Raw genomic sequence first — 21,557 nt, 5'->3', positions numbered from 1 at the left:
CCGCTCAGGACCGGTGAACCTGGAGTACGTGCAGGTCGGGCGCGTGGTCGGGCCCGGCCAGGGCGGCGGAGGCCGGCACGGCCGGCAGCGCGGGCGGCGCCAGCAGCGGCGGGGTCACCGCGCCGGGCTGCGGCGGGGCGTTCGGCAGCTGCGACTCGGGCCCGCAGAACGGGTGGCTGGAGCAGCCGTTGCCGGGCACCGGGTGCTGGCCGTCGGCGGTGCACCAGGTGAACGGCACGCCGTGCTCGTCCACCGCGTCCACCGCCACCGCGTGGTGGTGCACCGCGACGCCGCGGGTGCCGTCCGAAGCCGTGGCCGCCTGCGGGAGCGCCAGGGCGTCGGCCCGCGCGGCGGCCGTGACGGGCGTCTGCGGGCCGGACGGCGGGGCGCTCAGGGTGCGGGCGCTGGCCGCGCACGGCAGCAGCGCCAGCAGGGCCGCCAGCAGCAGGGACCACAGCACCGCCACCGGGCGAAGCACCGCGTACGCGGGTCCTCCCGGGGTGTGGGTCGTGGTTCCTCGCGCGGCCATGCGCACATATTAATCAGCCGGACGGGTGAAGCGATGCCCCCCTCGGCCTCTCATTTTCCCGCCGACCGGCCGATCCGCCCGGGGCCGACGGCCCTGTTCGGGACGGTTTCGACGGGCTTGCGAACGAGTTGCCGCGCGGGTGGCCGGAACCTCGCCCCGGGCGTCCGCGCGATGTTCCGATTCCCGGACACCGTCGTTGTCCTTGGGGAGAATGACGTGACCTTCGGTACCCCCAGGGATCAGGAGCGGCCAAGTTGAACGACCAGGGCGCGCCCAGGCACCCCCGTCCCGACGATGCCTGGTGGCACACCGTCTACGAGGGCCCCGCCGGCACCCTCCCCGACACTCCCGCCGCCGTCGCCGACACCTCGACCGTGGACGACTGGTTCACCACCGCCGCCGGACTGATCGCCCCGCAGCGCCGCCCCGCCGACCCGCCCGCGACCGCCCTTCCGCCGGAGGCGGAGGTGGTGGCGGATCCCGAGCCGGCGACCGCCGTCCCCCCGCCGCCGCGCAGCTGGGCCCAGGCCGCCTGGCCCGAACGCGGGCCAGCGCCCGAGGTCCGGCCGCCGGCACCCGACCTGGTCAAGCCCGACCTGGTCAGGCCGGCTCCGTCGGCCGGGCCCGTTCCAGCCGCCCGGCCCGCCGCGCCGACGCCGACCGTCCCCGACCTCCCGCTCGTCCCGCCGCCGCCACCGGCCGCGCTGTCCCACGATCAGGCCGCCCCGGAGCCCGTCCCGGAGCCGGTGCCCGTGCGGGAGCCCGAGCCCGAACCGGCCCGCGAGCCCGTCGCCGAGCTCGCACCGGCACCCGCCGCCGAGCCGCTGGCGGCCCCCTTGCCCGTTCAGGCCGCCGCACCGCCCGCCGCCGCGCCTGCACAGCCCGTGCCCGCGCAGCCCGTGCCCGCCCAGCCCGCGCAGCCCGAGCGGGCCGCGCCGTGGCGGGGGCGGCCGGAGGCGGCGGCGGTGCCGCACGTGGGTGAGCGGCCGCCGACGTACGAGGCGGAGCCGACCGCGCTGCCGGCGGCCGACCCGGAGAGCCTGGCGGCGCTGGTGCCGGACACCGCGCTGGAGGGCGCCCAGTTCGGGGCGACCACCTTGCGGGCGGTGTCGATCCGCGGGGACTCGGCGCGCTACCGGGGCGAGCCGCGCCGGGACGCGCTGCTGACGGTCCGTTTCGGCGAGGGCGAGGACGGGCTGGTGCTGGCGGTGCTGGCCGCCCCGGCCCGGCGCGCCAACGCGCAGTGGGGTTCCGCGGCGGCGGCCGACGCGGCACGGCAGTTGGCGTCGGCGATCGGCCGCAGCCGCGAGGCGCTGTCGGCGGACCTGCGGGCGGGCGCCCGCGACCGGTTGCGCTACGGCCTGCAGCGGATCGCCCTGCAGGCGGCGGTGCGGCTGCGCTCCGCGGCGGAGACCGCCGGGGAGGCCGAGGGCGACGCCACCGAGGGCGCGGCGCTGGAGCAGGCCGAGGCGCCGCTCGAGGAGCTGGCCTCGCTGCACTGCCTGCTGGTCTCGACGGACCCGGCGGCCACCCACCGGGCGGCGTTCGGCACCGGCCCGGGCGGCCTGTACCTGCTGCGCTCGGGCCACTGGATCGACGCCTACGCGGCCAGGCTGCTGCACCACCCGGACGGCCAGCCGCCGCTGCCGCCCGCCGCGCGCCCCGCGGCCCGGCCGTTCCGGTTCCGCTTGGTCCCGGCCACCGCCGGGGACATCCTGCTGCTGTGCACCCCGGGCCTGGCCGAGCCGATCGCCGAGGAGCCCGCGGTCGCGCACTTCCTGTCCAGCCACTGGGCGCACCCGCACCCGCCGGGCAGCGTCGACTTCCTGCGGCAGATCCAGGTCCGCGCCAAGGGCTACGCGGACGACCGCACCGCGGCGGCGATCTGGACCGAGTGACGGCCCGTCAGGCGCCGGCACCGATCGCCCCCGGTGCCGGGCCCGGGGCCGGTCAGGCGCCGAGCAGGGCCCGGGCCGCGGAGGCGACCTGGGCGGCGGCGGCCACCCGGTCGGCGCCGGGCAGGCCGACCGCGATCGGGACCGCGAAGCCGTCGAGCAGGGCGCGCAGCTGGGCGGCCCGGTCCGCGGGCGGGCTGTCGCCGACGGGCGTGAAGACGCCTGCGGCGAGGCCCTCGGTGATCAGCGCGGTCAGCTCGTCCTGCCAGGGCGCCTCGATCTCGAGCTGGCCCTGGCGCAGGTCGGCGGTCTCGGGGGACCGGCTCCACACCTCGATCCACAGGATCCAGCGCGGGTCGCCGGGGCCTTCCGGCAGGTAGAGGTCGACGTAGCGGGCGAGGCGGTCGGGCACGGACAGGTCGTGGCGGGCGAGTTCGCGGCGGCGGCGTTCGCCGAGCTGGTCCTCGCTCCAGCGGAGGGTCTCCAGCAGCAGCTGGTCCTTGCTGCCGAAGTAGTACAGCAGGTGGCCCGCGCTCATCTGGAGCTGCTGGCCGAGCCCGGCCATGGTGAGCCGGGCCAGCCCGTGTTCGGCGATGGCGGTGCGGGCCGCCGCGTACACCTCTTCCTTGGGGCGCGCCGGGCGGCGGGTCCGTGGCTGCGCCATCCGCTCTCCCTCGTGTTCCGATCGTTCGCGGCCCAAGTCTCCCCCACCGGGGCGGGCGGGGGCCGCTCCGGGGTCACCAGCCGCCGTGCTCGCGGCCCTCGTCGGCCTCCCGGAGGCCGGCGTCGCGGCCCGCCTGGTAGACCTTGCGGACGAAGGCGGCGGCCTGCTCCTGGTCGAGGTCGTCGGTGAGGCGCATCAGTTCGTCGGTGAACTCGATCAGCCAGTGTGTGGTCATGCCCCCATGACACCCCGTCGGCTGCCGGGTCGCACGACCGCCGGGCCCGGGTGTGCGCCGAATGCGGCGCGGCGCCGGGCCCCGTGGAGGGATCCGGCGCCGCGCGGGTGACGGCGGGTCAGCCGATCGTCGCGGCGTACGAGGTCTCCGCGCCGAAGCCCCAACTCGGGGTGGCGTCCCAGGGGTTGGGCAGCACGTCGTCGGTGGCGTAGGCGTAGCCGGCACCGCGGGCGAAGGCGGTGTCGAGGGCGGTGTGCATCGCGGTGGCGTTCGGGACGGCGTGGATCAGGTGCCAGAACGAGGTGCCGTCCGGGTCGAAGGCGGCCCCGGAGTAGTAGCCGGCGGTGAGGTTGAAGACGTTGCCGCCGAGCCAGCCGCCGCCGGTGTAGTTCGCGTAGGTGTTCTCGTAGGTGACGAAGGTGTCGGCGGTGCGCTTGCCGGGCTCCAGGAAGCAGTCGGCGACGGCGGTGCCGGGGTTGTCGACGACCAGTTCCGGCACGCTCGGGTCGATCGCGTAGACCATCGCCTGCACCTGCTGACGCAGGTTCAGGTAGTAGTCGCGGTTGGCGTTGCCGGGGCCGCAGTCGCGGCTGGTGGTGTCGAAGAAGATGCCGTCGACGTGCAGCTTGCCGTCCGCGGTGGCCAGGTAGTTGCGCACCGAGGCGAGGACGGCGTTCACGTCGCGGGTGGCGTTCTCGGTGTGGACGTAGCCGAGCACCTTGGTCTTCCCGCCGGTGGCGGTGGTCCGGCCGCGCAGCGCGTCGGCGCGGGCCTGCCAGGAGGTGTCGAACGGGACGTCGCCGTTGCCCGGGTTGAGGATGACGAGCGACGGCGCGGGCTGCGCGGCCTGCGCCGAGGTCAGCATCGGGTCGTTCGGGTAGACGTAGGCCGGGACGCCGATCTCCAGTCCGCGGACCGGCGTGGCGCCGGCCTCCGGCGCGGCGGCGGTGACGGCGAGTACGGATCCCAGCAGCAGGGCGGCGAAGCCCTTGGCGCGCGTGCGCATGCGATTCCCCCAAGAGTCGGCGGGCATCCCCCTGACACCCGCTCGGCTCCCCGATGCTACTAGCGGACCTGTTTGAAGGCGTATCCGGGCTTCTTCACGAAGTGGTCGAAGTACTGGCCCTTACTCTGCGCTTCCATAAGGCCTTGGTGCACGGCGGAAGGCACGTTGAAGTACTGATAGGCGGTGCCGTTTCGGAACTGAATCTCAAGCAGGTACGTCATCGGCTCATATCCCACCGCGGCAAGGTTTGACGATTGGACTGGCACAAGCTGCATTCGATCTCCGTCGGATGTCGATAGGTCTTGTGTTGGATCGATGTTCGGACGACCTAGCTTCGGCCGCTATCTCCGGCCAGCCGTGCCAAGATCGTCTCGGCGAGGCCGCGGAACTCCCGGAAACAAGTCTGAACGTACTTCTGTGTGCTGCCGAGCGCGCCGTCTGCTGGCTTCAAGTCGAACATCGGCTTTCGCGCGTCATGCGCGAGCGGCATGAGGCTTCGGTAGTTCCGCAGGGTTGCAATTTCGAACGTGCGATCTCCGGCAAGCGCAGTCTCCTGGCCAAGCACAGCCGTGGCGAATACCCACGGGATGCGCTCCAGCCAGCGAGCGTATGCCTTGACGGGTCGATCCAGCCGCATCTCGGGCTGCATGATCACATAGCCGAGCGGCTGCATGAGCGCACGGGGCGCTGAAATGTTGCCAGGGACTCGCGGAAGAATCAGCGCCCGCCAGTCTTGTCGCCAATTCCGAAGTGTCGGACCTAGGTTGCGCAGACCCTTCAGTGAGAAGAGGTCTGCCGCGAGTGGCATGAGAACGGTGTCAGCGGTCAGCAGCGCAGCCCGATTGATCGCGCCGAGGTTCGGGCCGATGTCAATGAGCACGATGTCTGCATTCACTGAGCTGGCGGCCGCCTGAATAATCCGATGAAATGCAGTCGTCGTCCGAATCGCCGCAAGGTCTCCCGCGTACGTCTTGAACCACTCGTTGGAGAGCTTGTCCTCGAACCGGCTGAGTTCGAGACTGCCCGGGAGAAGCCAGAGGCCGGGAGCAAGCGGAGCGGGCTCGACCTGCCGAATGTCGCCGGTGCCCTCGAGGATCGGGCGAACGGCGTCGGCGATCGTCTGGCCAGGGCTCACCCGACCGGTGGCGGGCAGACCCCGAGCGGCCACGCCCTGTTGGATGAGCTCCGACGAGTCTTCCCATAGCTCCTCGAGCTCGGTTTCGTCGAGGCACATAGCAGTCAGGTTCGACTGCGGGTCGAGGTCCACAGCCAGAACTCGGAGGCCGATCCGTTGGAACATGTGCGCCAGGTGGTACGCCAGCGTGGTTTTGCCCACGCCGCCCTTATTGTTGAAGAGGGCGATAGAAGTCATGGCGCCTTCCTCAGCGTTACCGCCCACGAGGACTCGTCGACTTGGAACTCTGGGGGAGGATTTCCGTTTCGCTCCAGCGCAGCCCGAATCCGACCGATTCCGCGGCCGAATCGGTTGACGTAGCCGAGCGACTTCATTGCTGCGGCAAGGGAAGGGTTGCGGTAGTCGTTTACCCGGTCGAAGTTATCACTTCGAACCTGGCCGTAAGGCCCTCCTGGATTGGTGACCTCGACTCGATCATCGAACCAGGCGATTCGTGTCGGGGCGTAGGAGGTCTCATAGTTTCGATGCATGACGGCATTCATGCAGACCTCCCGCAGGGCTTCGAGCGGATATTCGGGGCGCTGTTCCTCGCGGAAGCCGTCCTCTACAAGCCGCGTGCGGAGGTGTCCGCGGAGCACCGCTTCCAGACGCGCCGCAGTGTCGACCACGTTCTGCCGGAGTTCCTGGTCGTCGGCGATGGGCGAATCGAGGCCCATTCCCTGGTACCGAATGAACTGCACATACGCACCCGGGACGAAGCTTCCCGGGTCGAAGCCAACGACCAGCAACCCGAGTACCGTCGGCACCGGATGGTCGACAGATCGGGCGAGGTGGAGTGAAGCCAATTGCTGGGGCAACGGGCGCCCGTTCTCCTCGATCACGTCCGGGTCGACCACGGACGGAAGGTATGAACTCCGGAAGAGCTCCAGATCAAGGTCACCCAGACTGGCTCCGGGAACGATCGAGGTGTCGAAGGGGCCGTCCGCAAAGCGTCGGCGCTCGGCGAGCACGCGTTCGTCGTCCCGGGTGGCGCGACGCGTGGTCGGACCCGGGCGAACCCAGACGACACCCTCGAATCGCACTGGCGGCGCGGCCGACGCTTCAACCCTGATGCGGACCACAGGCTTCCCCTGGTAGATGCCTTCCGCGACGGTGAACGACGGACGGTCGAGGATCCGGCCGTCGTCGCGGAGGTCGGTCAGTGCGAGCAGCGCTTGGTCACTGGTGTCCACACCGTCCACCGGCTTCCCCCTGTCATCCACACCGACAAGGATGTCGCCGCCGCCATGTCCCGCTAGGTCGTTGGCCATGGCGCACACCGCGTTCCCGATCGCGTCACCACGTCTGCCCGCCCGCTTCGCGGTGCTCTTGAACTCGAGCCAGGGTGTCTCGCGGGTGCCCAGGATGTCGGCAAGGTCTTGGGAGGTCACGGAGACCATTCTTCATCATGACCGCTCGCCGTCGCCGAATCACGCCAGCGGCCATGAGCAGCGTATGGCAGAGTCGGCCAGGGCCTCTCCGGCGAAGCCGCGCGAGATGCGGCGGCGTGAACGTGATGCTACACAGTTAGTGACCGCCAGTTTCGTCTCACCCAGCATGACTTCCGGCGCTTGACTGACCATCAGGGAAGCCAGGCCGGTGCCGCGAGGTTTCCTCCGGGCGGCGGCCGTACTCGGAGATCCAGCGGTCGCCGGGCAGGACCAGGTCGGCGGTCTCCACGGGGCGGCCGGTGGCACGGTCGTAGTGGGTGCGCTCGACGGCGAGGACGGGCGCGCCGGGGAGCAGGCCGAGGGTCTGGGCCTCGGCGCGGGTGAGGGTGCGGGCGGTGAGGCGCTCGACCGGGTCGCCGACCTCGATGCCGATCACGGCCATCCGGGCGGCGACGCCGATGCCGCCGTGCGGGCCGGCCTCGGGCAGCACGATCAGCGCCTGGCCGGTGACGGCCATCGGCTCCCAGGACTCGGCGAGGTACGAGGGTTCGCCGTCGGCCAGGTAGACGTAGGAGGTGTGCATCACCGGGTCGCCGGGCGCGACGGCCAGGCGTTCGGCGACGGCGGGGCTCGCCGCCTCGGTGGTCGACTGGCTGCGCCAGGAGGCGGTGACGCCCTGGTCGGCGAGGGCGGCGGTGTCCGGTCCTGACGCACCGTCGGCCGGGCTGCGGCGGACCAGCTTGCGGCGCGGCTCCTGGGAGCGGACGAAGTAGCCCCGGCCCTGCTTGGCGAGGACCACGCCCTCCTGCTCGAGCAGCCGGTACGCGGACTGGCCGACCCCGTGCGAGTAGCCGTACAGGCTCTGCAGCTCGGCCAGCGACGGGAGTTGACTGCCCGGCGGGTACTCGCCCGCGGCGATCCGGTCGCGGATCTGCTCGGCCACCTGCAGATAGGCGGAGGGCCCGCTGGTGGTCATGGGCTGTCCTCCTGGAGGGGCGGGTCCGGCCGATTGGTGACACAGTATCCCGCGTGGCACTACTCTACGTGTAGACCTGAGCTCTACGCGTACTGGGGGACTGGTGCAGATCAGCACGCGCGCGTCCGACCTGCGGACCGCGATCGAGCAGGCGTCCGGTGTGCAGGCCGAGGTGCGCCACGGCATCGGGACCACCCGGATCACCATCCACAGCCCCCCGGTCGACGACCCGCTCTGGAGCGAGCTGCTCCGGGCGCTGCGCACCGCCGACCGCTGGGGCTCGGTCACCGCCGACGGCGAGACCGTCGTCTGGGCCCAGGTCGAGGACGACGAGGAACACCCCCGGCCGGACCCCCGTCACCCCGCGAAGAGAGGCACCCCGCCATGACCGCCGAAGCCGAGTACCGCTACCGCCCCTGCAGTACCTGCCGCCGGTGCACGGCCGGCACCGACCTCACCCCCACGGCGGACGGCGACTGCTGGGACGCCTTCCTGACCCGCACCCTCACCGCCATGGAAGCCCGCCGCCGCGCCGAACGCGCAGCCGCGGCCCCGGCGACGCCCTCGCTGACACGTCGTCAGTAGGCGTGGGACGATCGCGCACATGAGCGAGTGGACCGTGCACGGCAGCCGCCCCGTCTACCGCAGCCCCTGGTGAATCCCCTGGTCAGGTTCGCGCCGGTCGCCGCCACCGTCGTGCTCGACGACTGCGACGAGGTGCTGATGGTGCGGCGGCACCGCTTCGCCACCGACACCTGGAACGGGGAGATCCCGTCCGGCATGGTCGAAGACGGCGAGAGCCTGGAGACCGCTGCCGCCCGCGCGGTCGAGGAGGAGACCGGCTGGCGGGTCGCCGCGGTGGCGCCGCTCGCCTGCGTCCCGCGCACCGCGCGGTTGACTCGCACTCCGCACCGCGGGCCGAGAACCCCTGCGAGGTTCCCGGCCCGGTGGCATCGGTGGTGACGGAGCGTCAGGCCCGGGGCTGCTGCTGGGTGATGCAGTGGATGCCGCCGCCGTTGGCGAAGATCTCGCGGGCGTCGACCAGTTCGACGGTGCGGCCGGGGTAGGCCTTCTCGAGGATGGTCTTGGCCTCTTCGTCGCGGGGGTCGTCGAAGGCGCAGAGGACGACGGCGCCGTTGGCGACGTAGTGGTTGATGTAGGAGTAGTCGACCGGCTCGCCGTCCTCGTCGAACAGGACGGTGGGGGCGGGGAGTTCGATGACCTCCAGGGGGCGGCCCTGGGCGTCGGTGGCGGCGCGGAGGATGGCGACCAGGTCCTGGCAGACGGCGTGGTCGGGGTGGGACGGGTCGGGCTGGACGTGGGCGACGACGACGCCGGGGCGGACGAAGGAGGCGACGATGTCGATGTGCCCGCGGGTGCCGAACTCGTCGTAGTCACGGGTGAGTCCGCGCGGCAGCCAGACGGCCTTGGTGGTGCCGAGGTGGGCGTGCAGCTCGGCCTCGACCTGCTCGCGGGTCCAGTCGGCGTTGCGGCCCTCGCCGAGCTGCACGGTGTCGGTGACCAGGACGGTGCCCTCGCCGTCGACGTGGATGCCGCCGCCCTCGTTGATCAGCCGGGAGGCGAAGCGGCGCACACCGGTCAGCTCGCTGATGTGCTCGGCGATGTGCTGGTCGTGCTCCCAGCGGGCCCAGGACTGGGCGCCCCAGCCGTTGAACACCCAGTCGGCGGCCGCGAGTTCGCCCTTGCCGTCGATCAGGAAGGACGGGCCGATGTCCCGCATCCAGGCGTCGTCGAGCGGCCGCTCGACGATCTCCACCTCGGGGGAGAGGTAGGGGCGGGCGGCGTCGGTCTCGCCGGTGTTGACCACCAGGGTGACCGGCTCGTAGCGGACGATGGTGTTGGCGACCTCGGCCCAGGCGCGGCGGGCCGCGTCGAGCTGCTCGGCGCTGTCGAAGGTCGGGTTGGCGGTGGGGAAGGCCATCCAGGTGCGCTCGTGCGGGTGCCACTCGGCGGGCATCCGGAAGCCGAGAACGGCGGGGGTGGGGGAGGTCATGAGGCCAAGTCCTAAGCGGGGGAGGGGAGCAGGGGTCAGAGGAAGTAGAGGCGGCTGAGCGAGACCGACTCGGCGGGCTCGGAGCGCAGCGGCTCCCCGTCGAGCGAGACCAGTCCGGTCTCGGAGACCTCGACGTGGCCGATCCGGGCGTTGCGCAGCATCGACCGCGGCCCGATGCCGCGCGTCCCGCGCACCCCCACCCGCCGCCTGCGGGTGGGCAGTTGGTCGCCTGCCACGTCCAGATAGGCGGAGTCGGCGGCGGCCTGGGCGACGAAGGCCACCGACAGGTCGGCGGCGGTCGCCCCGTGCGCGCCGAACTGCGGCCCCAGCACCAGCGGTTCGCAGCGGTCGGTGGAGGCGTTCGGGTCGCCCACCACGCCGTACGCGGGGAAGCCGGCCTTCAGCACCAGCTGCGGCTTGGCGCCGAAGTGGTCGGGGCGCCAGAGCACGATGTCGGCGAGCTTGCCGATCTCGATCGAGCCGACCTCGTGCGAAAGCCCGTGCGCGATGGCCGGGTTGATGGTCAGTTTGGCGATGTAGCGCAGCACCCGCTGGTTGTCGTCGCCGCCCTCCGCGGTGCCGTACGAACCGGTGCCGTCGAGCGGGCCGAGTTCGGCCTTCATCTTGCCGGCCATGGCGAAGGTGCGGCGCACGGTCTCGCCGGCCCGGCCCATGCCCTGGGCGTCGGAGGAGGTGATGCCGATGACGCCGAGGTCGTGCAGCACGTCCTCCGCGCCCATCGTCCCCGCCCGGATCCGGTCACGGGCCATCGCCGCGTCACCCGGCAGGTCGACCTTGAGGTCGTGCGCGGAGACGATCATGCCGAAGTGCTCGCCCAGCGCGTCCCGGCCGAAGGGCAGGGTGGGATTGGTGGAGGAGCCGATGACGTTCTCCACGCCGGCCATCTTGAGGACGTTGGGCACGTGGCCGCCGCCGCAGCCCTCGATGTGGAAGGCGTGGATGGTGCGGCCCTCCAGCACCGCCAGGGTGTCCTCGACCGACAGGCACTCGTTCAGGCCGTCGGTGTGCAGGGCGACCTGGACGTCGTACTCCTCGGCGACCCGCAGCGCGGTGTCCAGCGCCCGGGTGTGCGCGCCCATGTCCTCGTGCACCTTGAAGCCGGACGCCCCGCCCTCCGCCAGCGCCTCCACCAGCGGCGCCGGGTCCGAGGACGAACCCCGGCCCAGGAAGCCGATGTTGACCGGCCACGCGTCGAACGCGTTGAACGCGTGCCGCAGCGCCCACGGCGAGTTCACGCCCACGCCCCACACCGGGCCGAACTCCTGGCCGATGATCGTGGTCACGCCGGAGGCCAGCGAAGCCTCCATGATCCGGGGCGAGAGCAGGTGGACGTGGGTGTCGATGGCTCCGGCGGTGGCGATCAGGCCCTCGCCGGAGACGATCGTGGTGCCGGTGCCGACGACCACCTCCACCCCGTCCAGGGTGTCGGGGTTGCCGGCCCGGCCGATCGAGGCGATCCGGCCGGCGATCAGGCCGATCGAGGTCTTCCGGATGCCCTGCACCGCGTCGATCACCAGCACGTTGGAGATCACCACGTCACAGGTGTCGCGGACCGCCGCGGGCTTCAGGTGCAGCCCGTCGCGCGCGGTCTTGCCGAAGCCGGCCAGGAACTCGTCGCCCGGAGCCTGCGAGTCCGACTCCACCCGGACGATCAGCCCGGAGTCGCCGAGCCGGACCCGGTCGCCCGCCCGCGGACCGTGGACGGAGATGTAGTCGTGTGGGGTGATGGCACTCATGCGGCGTCCTCGCTTCGCTCGGTGGGGGTGGACCGGGGGTTCACGACTCCACCTCGGCGTCGTCGAACTCGGTGAGGTAGCCCGTGGCGCGGGCCTTGGCGAGCGCCGCCTCCTTCGCACCGGGCGCGTCCAGCGGGCCGTCCACCAGCCCCGCGAAGCCGATCGCCACCCGCGCGCCGCCGATCGGCACCAGGCCGACCTCGACGGTCTGCCCCGGGTCGAAGCGCACCGAGGAGCCGGCCGGCACCGCCAGGTGGGTGCCGTACGCGGCGGCCCGGTCGAAGGCCAGGCGCGGGTTGGCCTCGAAGAAGTGGAAGTGCGAGGTCACCGAGATCGGCACCGCGGCGGTGTTGTGCACCGGCAGCAGCAGCGCCTCCTCGACCGGGTCGTAGCCCTCGCCGGCGCCGGCCAGCGCCGCCCCGGGCGCCCCGTCGCCGAGCGAACCGGCGCCCCGGAACGGGTCGTTGACCACGGCGAGCCGGGTGCCGTCCTCGAACACCGCCTCGACCTGGACGACCGTCACCACGTCCGGCACGCCGGGCAGGACGTCGTCGGCGCCGAGCACGCTGCGGCCGGCCTCGATCGCCTCGGCCAGCCGACGGCCGTCGCGGGCCGCCTCGCAGACGGTGTCGGCGATCAGCGCGGTCGCCTCGGGGACGTTGAGCTTCACGCCGCGGGCGCGTCGGGCCCGGGCCAGTTCGGCCGCGGTGAAGATCAGCAGCCGGTCCCGTTCGGTGGGAGTCAGTCGCACGGTGCCTCGCTTGAGGGGGAGCGGAGGGTGGTCGGTACAGAGTTTAGAACGGCGTTCAAACTCGGTGGTCCCCATTCAACCCGCGCCCGACCGCCATGTCCAGCGTCCCCCGCCAGGACGCCCGCGGCGCGGCGGGCTGCCGGGACTCCGGGGGCACAACGGCGCCCGGGACGGCCGCCGGAGACCGGCGCGGTCGGGTTCGGCGAGGCGCGCCGAGCCGGGGGCGTGCGGCCGCCGCACTCCCGGGCGCGGGGGTCCGGAGCGCGGGGATCGCGCGCCCCCGAGCACCGTTCACCCCACCCGGCGCACCACTGCACTGTTGCAAACGCCGCGGAATGGGCATGAGGATGACAAGAAGCGGCCGTCGGACCGGTGGGGGACCGGGACGGCCGTCCGAACAAGGGCGGGGGCGTACGAGGGTGATGGACGGTCAGGCAAGGTTCCCGCGGCAACGCTCGGCCTCGCACCAGGAGCAGATCGACCACCCGGGGGTCGCGTCCGGCCCCGCGCCGGTGCACGAGCCGGGCTGCACGCTGCACCGAAGACTGCACGCCGCACTCGACCCGGCCGACCTTCCGGCGGTCGGCGCGATCCGGCGCCGCCTGCGCGCCGCACTCGACCACTGGGGCGTGCCGGAGCTCGCCGACACCGCCGAACTGCTCACCTCCGAACTGGTCACCAACGCCCTCGTGCACACCGGCCACAGTGCGGTCTTCGACGCCGTGCTCACCGGCGAGCAGCGCCTGCGGGTCGAGGTGCACGACCACACCACCCGGCTGCCCGGCCGCCGCAACCCCGGCGAGACCGCCACCTCCGGCCGCGGCCTGCTGCTGGTCGAGGCGCTCGCCGACGACTGGGGCGTGCAGCTGCGCGGCGACGGCAAGGTCACCTGGTTCGAGCTGTCCATCGCCTGACCGGGGGCGCAGGGTCGTCCCACCGCCACCCATCGGCCGGGTGAATATGCCCCTGGCGGGATGAATGTGCCGGGTGCGATCGTGTGCGATCGACACCGTCCGGCCCACCGGCATTGCCGCATTGCCGAACATACGAGAGGCTAGTGAGAATGTGTGCCAGTAGGCACACGCAACCATCGCGGTCCGGCCGGCCCAGTAAGGGATACGGGACACCCAGGGGCCGCCAGGCAGGCACCGGCAGGAGAAGCATGGCCACAGAGCCCGAGGCGCCTGGGCCCGCCCGCCGCACCCCGCCCGCCCAGGCCAGCAGGAACACCGCCGCCGCGAACCCGCTGCGCACCGCCCCGGGACTCGCCGCCGGACACCTGATCCCCCCGGCCGGCCGCGGCCTGTCCACCCGGTCCGGGGACTCGACCCCCGAGTGGCTCGAACCGGCGATGGCCGCCAACGGCATCGGCTCCTTCGACTGGGACATCCGCCGCGACCTCCTGGAGGGCGACCAGCGGGCCTGCGCCATCCTCGGCCTGACCGGCCAGCCCTTCGACCGCACCTCCGGCGCCTTCCTCGCCATGCTGCACCCCGAGGACGCGCCCGTGGTCCGCCGCCGGGTCGAACGCGCCGTCGCCGAACTCGGCCAGTGCGGCGCCTACTACCGCACCGTGTTCCCCAACGGCGAGCTGCACGCCGTGCGCTTCCGCGGCCGGGTCCTGGCCGACGCCTTCGGCCGCCCCTCCCGGATGGTCGGCTTCGTCTGGGACGCCACCGTCGAACTCCACAAGCGCGAGCGCGCCGACGAACTCGCCGTGCTGCGCGAGGAGCGCTCCCGCTTCATCAAGGAAGCCGCCCGCGCCCTCTCCGAAGCCGTGACCGTCCGCGACGTGGCCCGGGTCTTCACCGAGCTCCCGCTGCCCGGCCTCGGCCCCGACGGCCTGGCCCTCGCCTCGCTGGAGGCCGGCCGGATCTCCCTGCTCGGCTCCACCGGCTACGGCAGCCCGCTCAGCGACCAGTTCGACCGCAGCCCGCTGGCCGCGACCCACCCCGCCGCCGAGGCGATCCGCTCACGCGCCCCGATCTTCATCTCCTCCCGCGAGGAGTACCGCGCCCGCTACCCCGAGGCCTGGGACTGGGCCGCCGACAGCGGCCGCTCCTCCTGGGCCTTCCTCCCGCTGATCGCCAGCGGACGTCCGATCGGCGTGTGCGTGGTCTCCTTCGACGGCGACCGCGAACTCGACGCCGACGAGCGCACCCTGCTCTCCACCCTCGGCGGCCTGGTCGCCCAGTCCCTCGCCCGGGCCCGCCTGCACGACGCCGAACACGAACTCGCGGCCGGCCTGCAGCGCGTCATGCTCCCGCGCACCGTCCCCGCCGTCCCCGGCGTCACCACCGCCGTCCGCTACCTCGCCGCCGGCTCCGGCCTGCAGATCGGCGGCGACTGGTACGACGTCGTCCCGCTGCCCGGCGGCCACGTCGGCCTGGTCATCGGCGACGTGCAGGGCCACGACGTGCACGCCGCCGGCATCATGGGCCAGCTCCGCATCGCGCTGCGCGCCTACGCAGCCGAAGGCCACCCGCCGGCGGCCGTGATGGCCCGCGCCTCCCGCTTCCTCGCCGACCTCGACACCGACCACTTCGCGACCTGCACCTACGCCGAGGTGAACGTCGACTACGGCGTGGTCTACGCCGTCCGGGCCGGCCACCTCGACCCCGTCGTGCGCCGCGCCGACGGCGCCGCGCACACCGTCCCGGTGGCCGGCGGCCTCCCGCTCGGCGTCTCCCCCGACGAGGAGTACCGGGTCACCCGGTTCAGCCTCGACCCCGGCGAGACCGTCGTGCTCTGCACCGACGGCCTGGTCGAAGCCCGCGACATGGACCTCGACACCGGCTTCGAACGCCTCTGCCGCACCGTCTCCGGGCACCTCCCCGCGATCGGCGAGTCCCCCCGCGAGCCGCTGGAGGAACTCGCCGACCGGATCGCCTCACAGGCCGCCGACAGCAGCGAACGCGAGGACGACATCGCCCTGCTGCTGCTCCGCTGGGACGGGCCCGCCGGCGGCCGCGCCGCGCAGCAGCTGCGCCGCCGGATCGGCCAGGCCGACCTGGCCCGGATCTCCGAACTGCGCGGCGAACTGCGCGACGCGCTCCGCCGCTGGGGCGTGCCCGAACTGATCGACACCGCCGAGCTGTTGTCCTCCGAGCTGGTCACCAACGCGATCCGGCACACCGACCGCGACGCCATGTTCACCGCCCGGCTCTACCAGGACGGCGGCCGCACCCGCCTGCGCGTCGAGGTCGAGGACGAGTCCGACCTCTGGCCCACCCGCCGCACCCCCGGCGAGCAGGCCTCGTCCGGCCGCGGCCTGATGCTCGTCGAAGCCCTCGCCGACACCTGGGGCGTCGAGCCCCGCGGCACCGGCAAACGGATGTGGTTCGAGCTCACCGGCTAGGCACCTGAAAGCACCTCACCCGAACTGCTGCTCCAGGTCCTTGAGCTTCTGCTCCAGGGAGTCCAGCCGCGGCAGGGTCACGGTGTCCTCGTCCGGGGTGAGGTCGATGCTGCGGCGGGGCGGGGTGGCGGGGAGTCCGGCCGGGGCTATGGCGGGCTCCGTCGGGGGTGCGGGAGCGGACGCGGACGCGGCTTCCAGCTGCCGCGCGCTGCGGTGGCGCCAGCCGCCGGGCTGGCGGCCGATGGCCCGGATCTCGGCGCGCTCCCGGCGGGAGGCCAACCGGCGGCGCTCGCGGTTCTCGGCGGCGGTCCGCTTGTCGTCGCGGACCTCCTCCACGGCCTCGTCGAGCGTGCGGACGCCCTCCAGGAGCATCAGCGACCACGCGGCGTAGGTCTCCCGCGGGGCCCGCAGCCAGCGGACCACGCGGATCTGCGGGAGCGGCCGGGGGACGAGCCCCTGCTCGCGCAGCGCCGCGCGGCGGGTCTGCTTGAGGGCGCGGTCGAAGAGCACCGCGGCCGAGAGCGACATGCCGGCGAAGAACTGCGGGGCGCCGTCGTGGGTACCGCCGCGCGGGGCGTGCACCCAGTTGAACCAGGCCGAGGCCGCGGCGAAGAGCCACACCAGCATCCGCGAGCCGAGCGCGGCGTCGCCGTGGCTGGCCTCCCGGACGGCGAGGACGGAGCAGAACATCGCGGCGCCGTCCAGGCCGAACGGCACGAGGTACTCCCAGCCGCCGGAGAGGCCGAGGTTCTGCTCGCCGAAGCCGACCAGCCCGTGGAAGGAGAGGGCGGCGGCGACCCCGGCGCAGCAGAACAGCAGGAGGTAGGAGGCACCGCCGTAGAGGGATTCGGTGCGGCGGCGGCGTTCTTCCGCGCGTTCCCAGGAATCCGATCCGTGGGCGGCGACGGCTCCGGCGCGGCTGCGGGCGAATGCCAGCAGTACGGCGGCGACGACCAGGGCGGCCACTCCGGTGACGGCCCAGCCCAGCGGTATGTCCGACAGTCTCATGACCTGATCAAGCCTCGCTTTCCGCGTCGTGACGGCGGGGACCATCATGGCGGAGAAATGCGGAGGCGATGACCGGATCCGGGGGTGATCCACCGTTAGGGGGGAATTCCGAACGGGAAATCGAAATATCGTCAGATCTATTTACTGCGCGGGCAGCTGAAACAGGCTTCGGCCGGGCGGACCGTGTAGAACAGGCAGCAGCTGACCCGGGTCCGGGTGCGCGCGCCGTCCTCCTCGCGGAAGCCGGGGGTGCCGACGAACGGGGCCGCGGCGCCGGTGCCGGGCAGCAGGGCGTCGAGTGCGGCGACCGCGCGGGGCTCCTCGCCGAGCAGGGTGGAGAGGTACCAGAGGCCGTCCACCACGTCGTCGGTGGCCATCGCCCACAGCGTGCGCGGGCCGCGCCGCATCCGGGGGCGGAAGGCGTCCAGCACCGGCGTGAGGTGCTCGGCGAGCGCGGTGCGCAGCGCGTCGTCCAGCGCGGCCCGGTCGGGGACCGGCCGCGCGTCGGGGCGGCCGGCCGCGGGGTCGTCCGGGAGGCAGGAGAACGCGGCGGGGCGGACGGTGAGTTCGCCGGTGGTGCGGTTGATGGCGACCCGGTCGGCGGGGAGCCGGGGGACCCGGCGCTCCAGGAACCACGGGAGGGTGAAGGCGAGCGCGACCGGCCAGACGTAGCGGTGCAGGCTGAAGCCGGCGGTGACGTCCGGGCGGGGGGCCGCGCCGTACAGGTCGACGCCGAGGCGCTCGTCGTGGGCGATCATCGCGTCGAGCGCGGCCGGGTCGGCGGCGAGGGCGGCGGCGGTGGTCCAGCCGGGGCCGGTGCGCGGGGCGGCGCGCCGGATCCGCAGGTCCGGGAAGACGGCGCCGAGCCGGGTGTAACTGCCCCGGCAGGGTGGCGGGTCGACGGACGGAGGGGGGCACTGCTCGACCTGGCGCACGGTCACGCGGAGGCTCCCTGGGGGTACCCCGGGCTGGCGGAACCCGGGCACGGCGCGGTGAACCCGTCCGGGACGGCACGCCACCCGGAAAGGTAAGGCTCACCTTAGCTGATGCCGCGCGGCAGGTCGCTCCCGGTACGCCCGTCCGGAGGAGCCGCCTGCGCCGGGATCTGGCCCAGCCGTCGCGCCAGCCACACCGGCACCCCGCCCAGCGCCTGGACCAGGCGGGCCGCCTCCGCGCGCAGGCGTTCCGCCTCGACCGGTTCGGACACCTCGGCCAGGGAGGCCAGGGCCGGGGCCACGCCGACCGTGAAGCCGAGCTGCTCGCGCAGGCGCAGCGAGGCGCCGAAGCCCTCGCGGGCCCGCTCCAGGTCGCCCGCGGACTGGGCCAGACCGGCGAGGTGACGCCACGTCGAGGAGCGCAGCAGGTCGTCGCCGCGCTCCCGGGCCCCCTCGTGCGCCCGCGCGTACGCGCTGTGCGCGGCGACCGGGTCGTGCATCAGGTTCTCCGCGACCAGGCCGCGCCGGAAGTCCAGCAGCGGGCGGCCCGGCGCCTTCGGCGGCAGCAGCGCGGAGGTCCGGCCGAGTGCCGCCTGCGCCTCGTCCACCCGGTCGCGGCGCCCCAGGACGCTCGCCACGTACGCCAGGAACCCGCGGGCGCAGGACGCCGCCGCCCGGTGCTCGGTGCCCGCCACGCCGGCCTCGGCCTGGCGCAGCGCGTCCTCCGCGCGTTCCCAGTGGTCGGCGGTGAACAGGCACTGCTCGATGAGGAGTTCGGCCCGTAGCAGGGCTGTCGCCGGATCCCGTCCGGCCTGCGGGCGGAGCAGATCCGCGGCCTCCTGCCAGCAGCCGCGCGAGCGCAGCCGCCAGACGACGTCGGCCATGCCCCCCGGAGCCGTCCCGTGCACCGACAACGCCACCTCCTTGTGCGCGCCATGCCGTGACCGCGCACCCTCCCCAAGGGCCCGCGCCGTGGCGGCAATTCAACACGCGGTCGCGCTTGTGCACCAGATCACGAGCGTCAGGAAATCCGGAACGGCGTGATCCGAACGGCGGGCGCCGGCGTACGCCTCAGGACGTCCAGCCGGTTTCCATCAACGCCTCGGCCGCGCCGTTCGCCGGCTGCGGGATGCCGGCGGCGTCCAGCGTGAACAGCGCCACCAGCAGCTGCTCGCCGCGGACCAGGGCCTGGCGGGAGTACCCGGCCACGGTGAACATCGCCGCCGCGACCTGCTCGCTGTGCAGGGTCTCCAGCCACAGGCACTCCACCGAGCGGACGTCCGCCGCCTCGGTCCAGGTGTCCACCCAGGCCACCAGGCGCGATCCCAACAGTGCCGTGGAGTCCCGTTCCTGACCCGGCGTCAGCTCCAGGTCGTCGAATCCCAGCCACTGCAGATACCGCGCCGCCGTCAGCACCGCGTCCTGTGGGGTGCGCACCGGCTGCGGACGGAACGGCGGACGCAGCAGCCGCGCCGAACCCGAACCCGCCGCCAGCGGATCCGGCTGCCCGGTCGGCGGCACCGCCGTGGTGTACGGCCGCGCCGCGGCGGGCCGGGTGGTGCGCGGGCCGGCGCTCTGCAGCCGCGGCGAGCGGTCCACCGGCAGCCGCACCGTCGCGCCGCAGTTGCAGGTGAACTCCGGCTGCGGCCACTGGTCGCTGTGCCCGCAGTGCGGACAGCGCATGCTCAGCCAGGAGTCCTCCCAGGACCGGAACCGCACCTGGACCGGCACCCCGCCGCGCAGCAGCGGCACCCGCAGCTGCGCCCCGCACGGGCACGGCAGGCTCGGCGGCTCGTACCGGTGCTCCCGGCGGCAGGCCGGGCAGCGGATCTCACTGGCCCCCGACGGCGAACCGGCCGCGAACCGGGCCGGCTCCCCGGCGTCCTCGGGCAGCGGCATGGCGGTCACCCTCCGTTCCGGTCGCGATGAGCAGGAGCGGCCTCCATCCTCGCTGATCGGCGGGCCTGCCCGGTGCGGAATGAGGGAATCCTCCATCGGAGTTGAGAGATCCGAAAGGTGCGCGGCCCGGCGCGCGCCGGGGGCGCACTCGGCTGACGGCCCGTCAGTCCCGGGCGAGCCGGCTCGGCTCACTCGACGCCCCAGCGGGCCAGGTCGGCCGGCGTGTCCAGGTCGTCCGGGACGGCGATGCCGGTGCAGTCGACCAGGGTCACCGGGCGGGTGGCCAGCAGCGTGCGGGCGCCCGCGTCGCCGGTGGCGGTGGCCAGCAGCTCGGGGAAGTGCGCGGCGCCGATCAGCACCGGATGCGCCCGGCGGCCGCCGTACGCGCAGGACAGCAGGTCGGTACGGTCGTTGTGGGCGGCCAGCAGCCGCCGGACCGCCTCGGCGGTCACGCCCGGGGTGTCGACCAGCAGCACCAGCACGGCGCTCGCCTCCGGCGGCAGCGCCGCCAGGCCCGCCCGCAGCGAGGAGGCCATGCCGCTCGCCCAGTCAGGATTGTCGATGAGTCGACAGTCGCCGGTCTCCACCCGCTCCCGGACCTCCGCCGCCGACGCCCCCAGCACTGCCGCCGTCCCGGCGCACCCGCCGTCCCGGGCCACCGCCAGCGCGTGCTCCAGCAGCGGACGGCCGCGCAGGCGCAGCAGCGCCTTGGGCCGGCCGCCCAGTCGGGATCCGCCGCCCGCCGCCAGCACCAGGGCCGGCACCCGCAACTCGGTCATGCGGCCAGTCTGCCCCCACGGCCGGGCCGCGGTCCTTGGACGATCGAACAGCGGCCGCCCGCCGCCGCCCCGCCGCTCCCGGCCGTTCCGCCGCTGGACCCCGCAGCAGCCATCGCCTTCACTGGGCGGATGGCACCGCGCACCACAGACGCCCCCGGCGACGCCCCCGCACCGCTGACCGACCGGTACGGCCGGATCCACACCGACCTGCGGATCTCCCTCACCGACCGGTGCAACCTGCGCTGCACCTACTGCATGCCCGCCGAAGGACTCGACTGGCTGCCCAAGGCCGAGGTGCTCACCGACCACGAGCTGCTCCGCCTCGCCCGGATCGCCGTCCACCGCCTCGGTATCCGCACCCTGCGCCTGACCGGCGGCGAACCCCTGCTCCGGCGCGGCCTGCCCGGCTTGGTCCGCGGCTTCGCCGAGCTCGGCGTGGAACTCTCCCTCACCACCAACGGCATCGGACTCGCCCGGATGGCAGGGGAGTTGAAGGACGCCGGACTGCACCGGGTGAACGTCAGCCTGGACACCCTGCGCCCCGAGCGGTACGCCGCGCTCACCCGCCGCGACCGGATCGCCGACGTGTTCGCCGGGATGGCCGCGGCCCGGGACGCCGGGCTGGCGCCGGTGAAGATCAACGCGGTGCCGGTGCGCGGCGTCAACGACGACGAACTGGTCGAGCTGGTCGAGTTCGCCGCCGAGCACGGCTACCGGATGCGGTTCATCGAGTCGATGCCGCTGGACGCGCAGGGCGCCTGGCAGCGCGACACCATGGTCACCGCCGACGAGATCCTCGCCGTCCTCGGCGAACGCTGGCAGCTCGTTCCGGTCGGCCGGCACGGCAACGCCCCCGCCGAGGAGTGGCGGATCGCCGGCACCGACACCGTGATCGGCGTCATCGCCTCCGTCACCCGCCCCTTCTGCGGCGGCTGCGACCGGGTCCGCCTCACCGCGGACGGCCAACTCCGCAACTGCCTCTTCGCGACCGAGGAGTCCGACCTGCGAGCGCTGCTGCGCGGCGACGCCGACGACCGCCGGATCGAGGAGGCCTGGCGCGCGACGATCGCCCGCAAGGGGCCGGGGCACCAGATCTCCTCGGCGGAATTCGTCCGGCCGGACCGGCCGATGTCGGCGATCGGGGGCTGAGCGGAGGCGAGCAGAAGGAGGCGAGGGAGGAGGGGGA

23 protein-coding genes are annotated in these 21,557 nt (G+C 73.4%); 7 read left to right on the top strand and 16 right to left on the bottom strand.

The window, feature by feature from the left end; translation table 11 throughout:
• Positions 1-4 precede the first annotated feature (4 nt).
• Positions 5-529 (bottom strand): hypothetical protein, encoded by a 525-nt coding sequence (locus tag ACWD4U_RS20145; protein ID WP_363453341.1) that lies wholly within the window; start codon positions 527-529, stop codon positions 5-7.
• A gap of 254 nt (positions 530-783) precedes the next feature.
• On the opposite strand from ACWD4U_RS20145, the gene ACWD4U_RS20140 reads away from it, so the two are divergent.
• The gene (locus ACWD4U_RS20140; RefSeq protein ID WP_363453339.1) at positions 784-2,427 is read left to right on the top strand and encodes a protein phosphatase 2C domain-containing protein; all 1,644 of its coding nucleotides are present in this window, start codon (positions 784-786) and stop codon (positions 2,425-2,427) included.
• A gap of 52 nt (positions 2,428-2,479) precedes the next feature.
• On the opposite strand, the gene ACWD4U_RS20135 is transcribed toward ACWD4U_RS20140, so the two are convergent.
• The 7 genes from ACWD4U_RS20135 to ACWD4U_RS20105 all read right to left on the bottom strand — a co-directional run bounded on the left by ACWD4U_RS20135 (position 2,480) and on the right by ACWD4U_RS20105 (position 7,870).
• Complete coding sequence (locus ACWD4U_RS20135) at positions 2,480-3,088, bottom strand: TetR/AcrR family transcriptional regulator (RefSeq protein WP_363453337.1); 609 nt, start codon at positions 3,086-3,088, stop codon at positions 2,480-2,482.
• Positions 3,089-3,161: 73 nt separating this feature from the next.
• Positions 3,162-3,323, bottom strand: coding sequence for a hypothetical protein (locus tag ACWD4U_RS20130; RefSeq protein ID WP_363453335.1), 162 nt, complete (start codon positions 3,321-3,323; stop codon positions 3,162-3,164).
• A 118-nt stretch (positions 3,324-3,441) separates the two neighbouring features.
• Positions 3,442-4,329: a spherulation-specific family 4 protein gene (locus ACWD4U_RS20125; RefSeq protein WP_363453333.1), complete on the bottom strand. Its 888-nt coding sequence runs from the start codon at positions 4,327-4,329 to the stop codon at positions 3,442-3,444.
• Positions 4,330-4,388: 59 nt separating this feature from the next.
• A complete protein-coding gene (locus tag ACWD4U_RS20120; RefSeq protein WP_363453331.1) occupies positions 4,389-4,604 on the bottom strand; it encodes a KTSC domain-containing protein in 216 nt (71 codons plus the stop codon).
• A 53-nt stretch (positions 4,605-4,657) separates the two neighbouring features.
• The gene (locus ACWD4U_RS20115; RefSeq protein ID WP_363453329.1) at positions 4,658-5,701 is read right to left on the bottom strand and encodes a ParA family protein; all 1,044 of its coding nucleotides are present in this window, start codon (positions 5,699-5,701) and stop codon (positions 4,658-4,660) included.
• On the bottom strand, positions 5,698-6,894 hold the full coding sequence (locus ACWD4U_RS20110; RefSeq protein WP_449787247.1) for an ATP-binding protein: 1,197 nt from the start codon (positions 6,892-6,894) through the stop codon (positions 5,698-5,700). Before ACWD4U_RS20110 ends, ACWD4U_RS20115 begins: the two co-directional genes overlap by 4 nt.
• A gap of 157 nt (positions 6,895-7,051) precedes the next feature.
• A complete protein-coding gene (locus tag ACWD4U_RS20105; protein WP_363453325.1) occupies positions 7,052-7,870 on the bottom strand; it encodes a GntR family transcriptional regulator in 819 nt (272 codons plus the stop codon).
• A gap of 103 nt (positions 7,871-7,973) precedes the next feature.
• Between ACWD4U_RS20105 and ACWD4U_RS20100 the strand changes: the two genes are divergently transcribed.
• The 3 genes from ACWD4U_RS20100 to ACWD4U_RS20090 all read left to right on the top strand — a co-directional run bounded on the left by ACWD4U_RS20100 (position 7,974) and on the right by ACWD4U_RS20090 (position 8,833).
• On the top strand, positions 7,974-8,258 hold the full coding sequence (locus tag ACWD4U_RS20100; protein ID WP_363453323.1) for a hypothetical protein: 285 nt from the start codon (positions 7,974-7,976) through the stop codon (positions 8,256-8,258).
• Positions 8,255-8,455, top strand: a complete 201-nt coding sequence (locus ACWD4U_RS20095; protein WP_363453321.1) for a hypothetical protein — start codon at positions 8,255-8,257, stop codon at positions 8,453-8,455. The genes ACWD4U_RS20100 and ACWD4U_RS20095 overlap by 4 nt, the downstream gene beginning before the upstream one ends.
• Before the next feature lie 69 nt (positions 8,456-8,524).
• A complete protein-coding gene (locus tag ACWD4U_RS20090) occupies positions 8,525-8,833 on the top strand; it encodes an NUDIX hydrolase (protein ID WP_363453319.1) in 309 nt (102 codons plus the stop codon).
• Between the two features lie 7 nt (positions 8,834-8,840).
• Here the strand turns inward: ACWD4U_RS20090 and ACWD4U_RS20085 are convergent, their stop codons facing one another.
• The 3 genes from ACWD4U_RS20085 to ACWD4U_RS20075 are packed head-to-tail and all read right to left on the bottom strand — an operon-like array spanning position 8,841 to position 12,392.
• Entirely contained in the window at positions 8,841-9,884 is a 1,044-nt protein-coding gene (locus ACWD4U_RS20085; RefSeq protein WP_363453317.1) for an agmatine deiminase family protein, read from the bottom strand.
• Between the two features lie 35 nt (positions 9,885-9,919).
• Positions 9,920-11,641: an urease subunit alpha gene (locus tag ACWD4U_RS20080; RefSeq protein WP_363453315.1), complete on the bottom strand. Its 1,722-nt coding sequence runs from the start codon at positions 11,639-11,641 to the stop codon at positions 9,920-9,922.
• Between the two features lie 40 nt (positions 11,642-11,681).
• Positions 11,682-12,392, bottom strand: a complete 711-nt coding sequence (locus ACWD4U_RS20075; RefSeq protein WP_363453313.1) for an urease subunit gamma — start codon at positions 12,390-12,392, stop codon at positions 11,682-11,684.
• Positions 12,393-12,814: 422 nt separating this feature from the next.
• On the opposite strand from ACWD4U_RS20075, the gene ACWD4U_RS20070 reads away from it, so the two are divergent.
• Together ACWD4U_RS20070 and ACWD4U_RS20065 are read left to right on the top strand one after the other, a co-directional pair.
• Positions 12,815-13,306, top strand: a complete 492-nt coding sequence (locus tag ACWD4U_RS20070; RefSeq protein ID WP_363453311.1) for an ATP-binding protein — start codon at positions 12,815-12,817, stop codon at positions 13,304-13,306.
• 248 nt (positions 13,307-13,554) lie between these two features.
• On the top strand, positions 13,555-15,750 hold the full coding sequence (locus ACWD4U_RS20065) for a SpoIIE family protein phosphatase (RefSeq protein WP_363453309.1): 2,196 nt from the start codon (positions 13,555-13,557) through the stop codon (positions 15,748-15,750).
• Positions 15,751-15,765: 15 nt separating this feature from the next.
• Here ACWD4U_RS20065 and ACWD4U_RS20060 read toward each other — a convergent pair whose 3' ends face one another.
• The 5 genes from ACWD4U_RS20060 to ACWD4U_RS20040 form a co-directional block, all read right to left on the bottom strand.
• Complete coding sequence (locus tag ACWD4U_RS20060; protein ID WP_363453307.1) at positions 15,766-16,758, bottom strand: DUF2637 domain-containing protein; 993 nt, start codon at positions 16,756-16,758, stop codon at positions 15,766-15,768.
• Between the two features lie 137 nt (positions 16,759-16,895).
• A complete protein-coding gene (locus ACWD4U_RS20055; protein ID WP_363453305.1) occupies positions 16,896-17,699 on the bottom strand; it encodes a (2Fe-2S)-binding protein in 804 nt (267 codons plus the stop codon).
• 98 nt (positions 17,700-17,797) lie between these two features.
• Complete coding sequence (locus ACWD4U_RS20050) at positions 17,798-18,577, bottom strand: hypothetical protein (RefSeq protein WP_363453353.1); 780 nt, start codon at positions 18,575-18,577, stop codon at positions 17,798-17,800.
• Between the two features lie 187 nt (positions 18,578-18,764).
• Positions 18,765-19,592 carry a hypothetical protein gene (locus ACWD4U_RS20045; protein WP_363453303.1) on the bottom strand — a complete coding sequence of 276 codons (828 nt, stop codon included), beginning with the start codon at positions 19,590-19,592 and terminating at the stop codon, positions 18,765-18,767.
• Positions 19,593-19,780: 188 nt separating this feature from the next.
• Positions 19,781-20,371 (bottom strand): nucleotidyltransferase family protein, encoded by a 591-nt coding sequence (locus tag ACWD4U_RS20040; RefSeq protein ID WP_363453301.1) that lies wholly within the window; start codon positions 20,369-20,371, stop codon positions 19,781-19,783.
• 129 nt (positions 20,372-20,500) lie between these two features.
• On the opposite strand from ACWD4U_RS20040, the gene moaA reads away from it, so the two are divergent.
• Positions 20,501-21,520 carry a GTP 3',8-cyclase MoaA gene (moaA, locus tag ACWD4U_RS20035; RefSeq protein ID WP_363453299.1) on the top strand — a complete coding sequence of 340 codons (1,020 nt, stop codon included), beginning with the start codon at positions 20,501-20,503 and terminating at the stop codon, positions 21,518-21,520.
• Positions 21,521-21,557 lie beyond the last annotated feature (37 nt).

Source organism: Kitasatospora sp. NPDC002522 (assembly GCF_053595195.1).
This window is presented reverse-complemented; position numbering and strand designations above follow the sequence as displayed.

Bases quoted from the DNA above. Each gene is read 5' to 3' on its own strand.
- ACWD4U_RS20135 (WP_363453337.1), bottom strand. From the start codon at position 3,088: ATGGCGCAGCCACGGACCCGCCGCCCGGCGCGCCCCAAGGAAGAGGTG.
- ACWD4U_RS20040 (WP_363453301.1), bottom strand. From the start codon at position 20,371: ATGACCGAGTTGCGGGTGCCGGCCCTGGTGCTGGCGGCGGGCGGCGGA.
- ACWD4U_RS20145 (WP_363453341.1), bottom strand. From the start codon at position 529: ATGGCCGCGCGAGGAACCACGACCCACACCCCGGGAGGACCCGCGTAC.
- ACWD4U_RS20120 (WP_363453331.1), bottom strand. From the start codon at position 4,604: ATGCAGCTTGTGCCAGTCCAATCGTCAAACCTTGCCGCGGTGGGATAT.
- ACWD4U_RS20115 (WP_363453329.1), bottom strand. From the start codon at position 5,701: ATGACTTCTATCGCCCTCTTCAACAATAAGGGCGGCGTGGGCAAAACC.
- ACWD4U_RS20080 (WP_363453315.1), bottom strand. From the start codon at position 11,641: ATGAGTGCCATCACCCCACACGACTACATCTCCGTCCACGGTCCGCGG.
- ACWD4U_RS20105 (WP_363453325.1), bottom strand. From the start codon at position 7,870: ATGACCACCAGCGGGCCCTCCGCCTATCTGCAGGTGGCCGAGCAGATC.
- ACWD4U_RS20095 (WP_363453321.1), top strand. From the start codon at position 8,255: ATGACCGCCGAAGCCGAGTACCGCTACCGCCCCTGCAGTACCTGCCGC.
- ACWD4U_RS20045 (WP_363453303.1), bottom strand. From the start codon at position 19,592: ATGCCGCTGCCCGAGGACGCCGGGGAGCCGGCCCGGTTCGCGGCCGGT.
- ACWD4U_RS20125 (WP_363453333.1), bottom strand. From the start codon at position 4,329: ATGCGCACGCGCGCCAAGGGCTTCGCCGCCCTGCTGCTGGGATCCGTA.
- ACWD4U_RS20070 (WP_363453311.1), top strand. From the start codon at position 12,815: ATGGACGGTCAGGCAAGGTTCCCGCGGCAACGCTCGGCCTCGCACCAG.
- ACWD4U_RS20085 (WP_363453317.1), bottom strand. From the start codon at position 9,884: ATGACCTCCCCCACCCCCGCCGTTCTCGGCTTCCGGATGCCCGCCGAG.
- ACWD4U_RS20050 (WP_363453353.1), bottom strand. From the start codon at position 18,577: ATGGCCGACGTCGTCTGGCGGCTGCGCTCGCGCGGCTGCTGGCAGGAG.
- ACWD4U_RS20130 (WP_363453335.1), bottom strand. From the start codon at position 3,323: ATGACCACACACTGGCTGATCGAGTTCACCGACGAACTGATGCGCCTC.
- ACWD4U_RS20065 (WP_363453309.1), top strand. From the start codon at position 13,555: ATGGCCACAGAGCCCGAGGCGCCTGGGCCCGCCCGCCGCACCCCGCCC.
- moaA (WP_363453299.1), top strand. From the start codon at position 20,501: ATGGCACCGCGCACCACAGACGCCCCCGGCGACGCCCCCGCACCGCTG.
- ACWD4U_RS20060 (WP_363453307.1), bottom strand. From the start codon at position 16,758: ATGAGACTGTCGGACATACCGCTGGGCTGGGCCGTCACCGGAGTGGCC.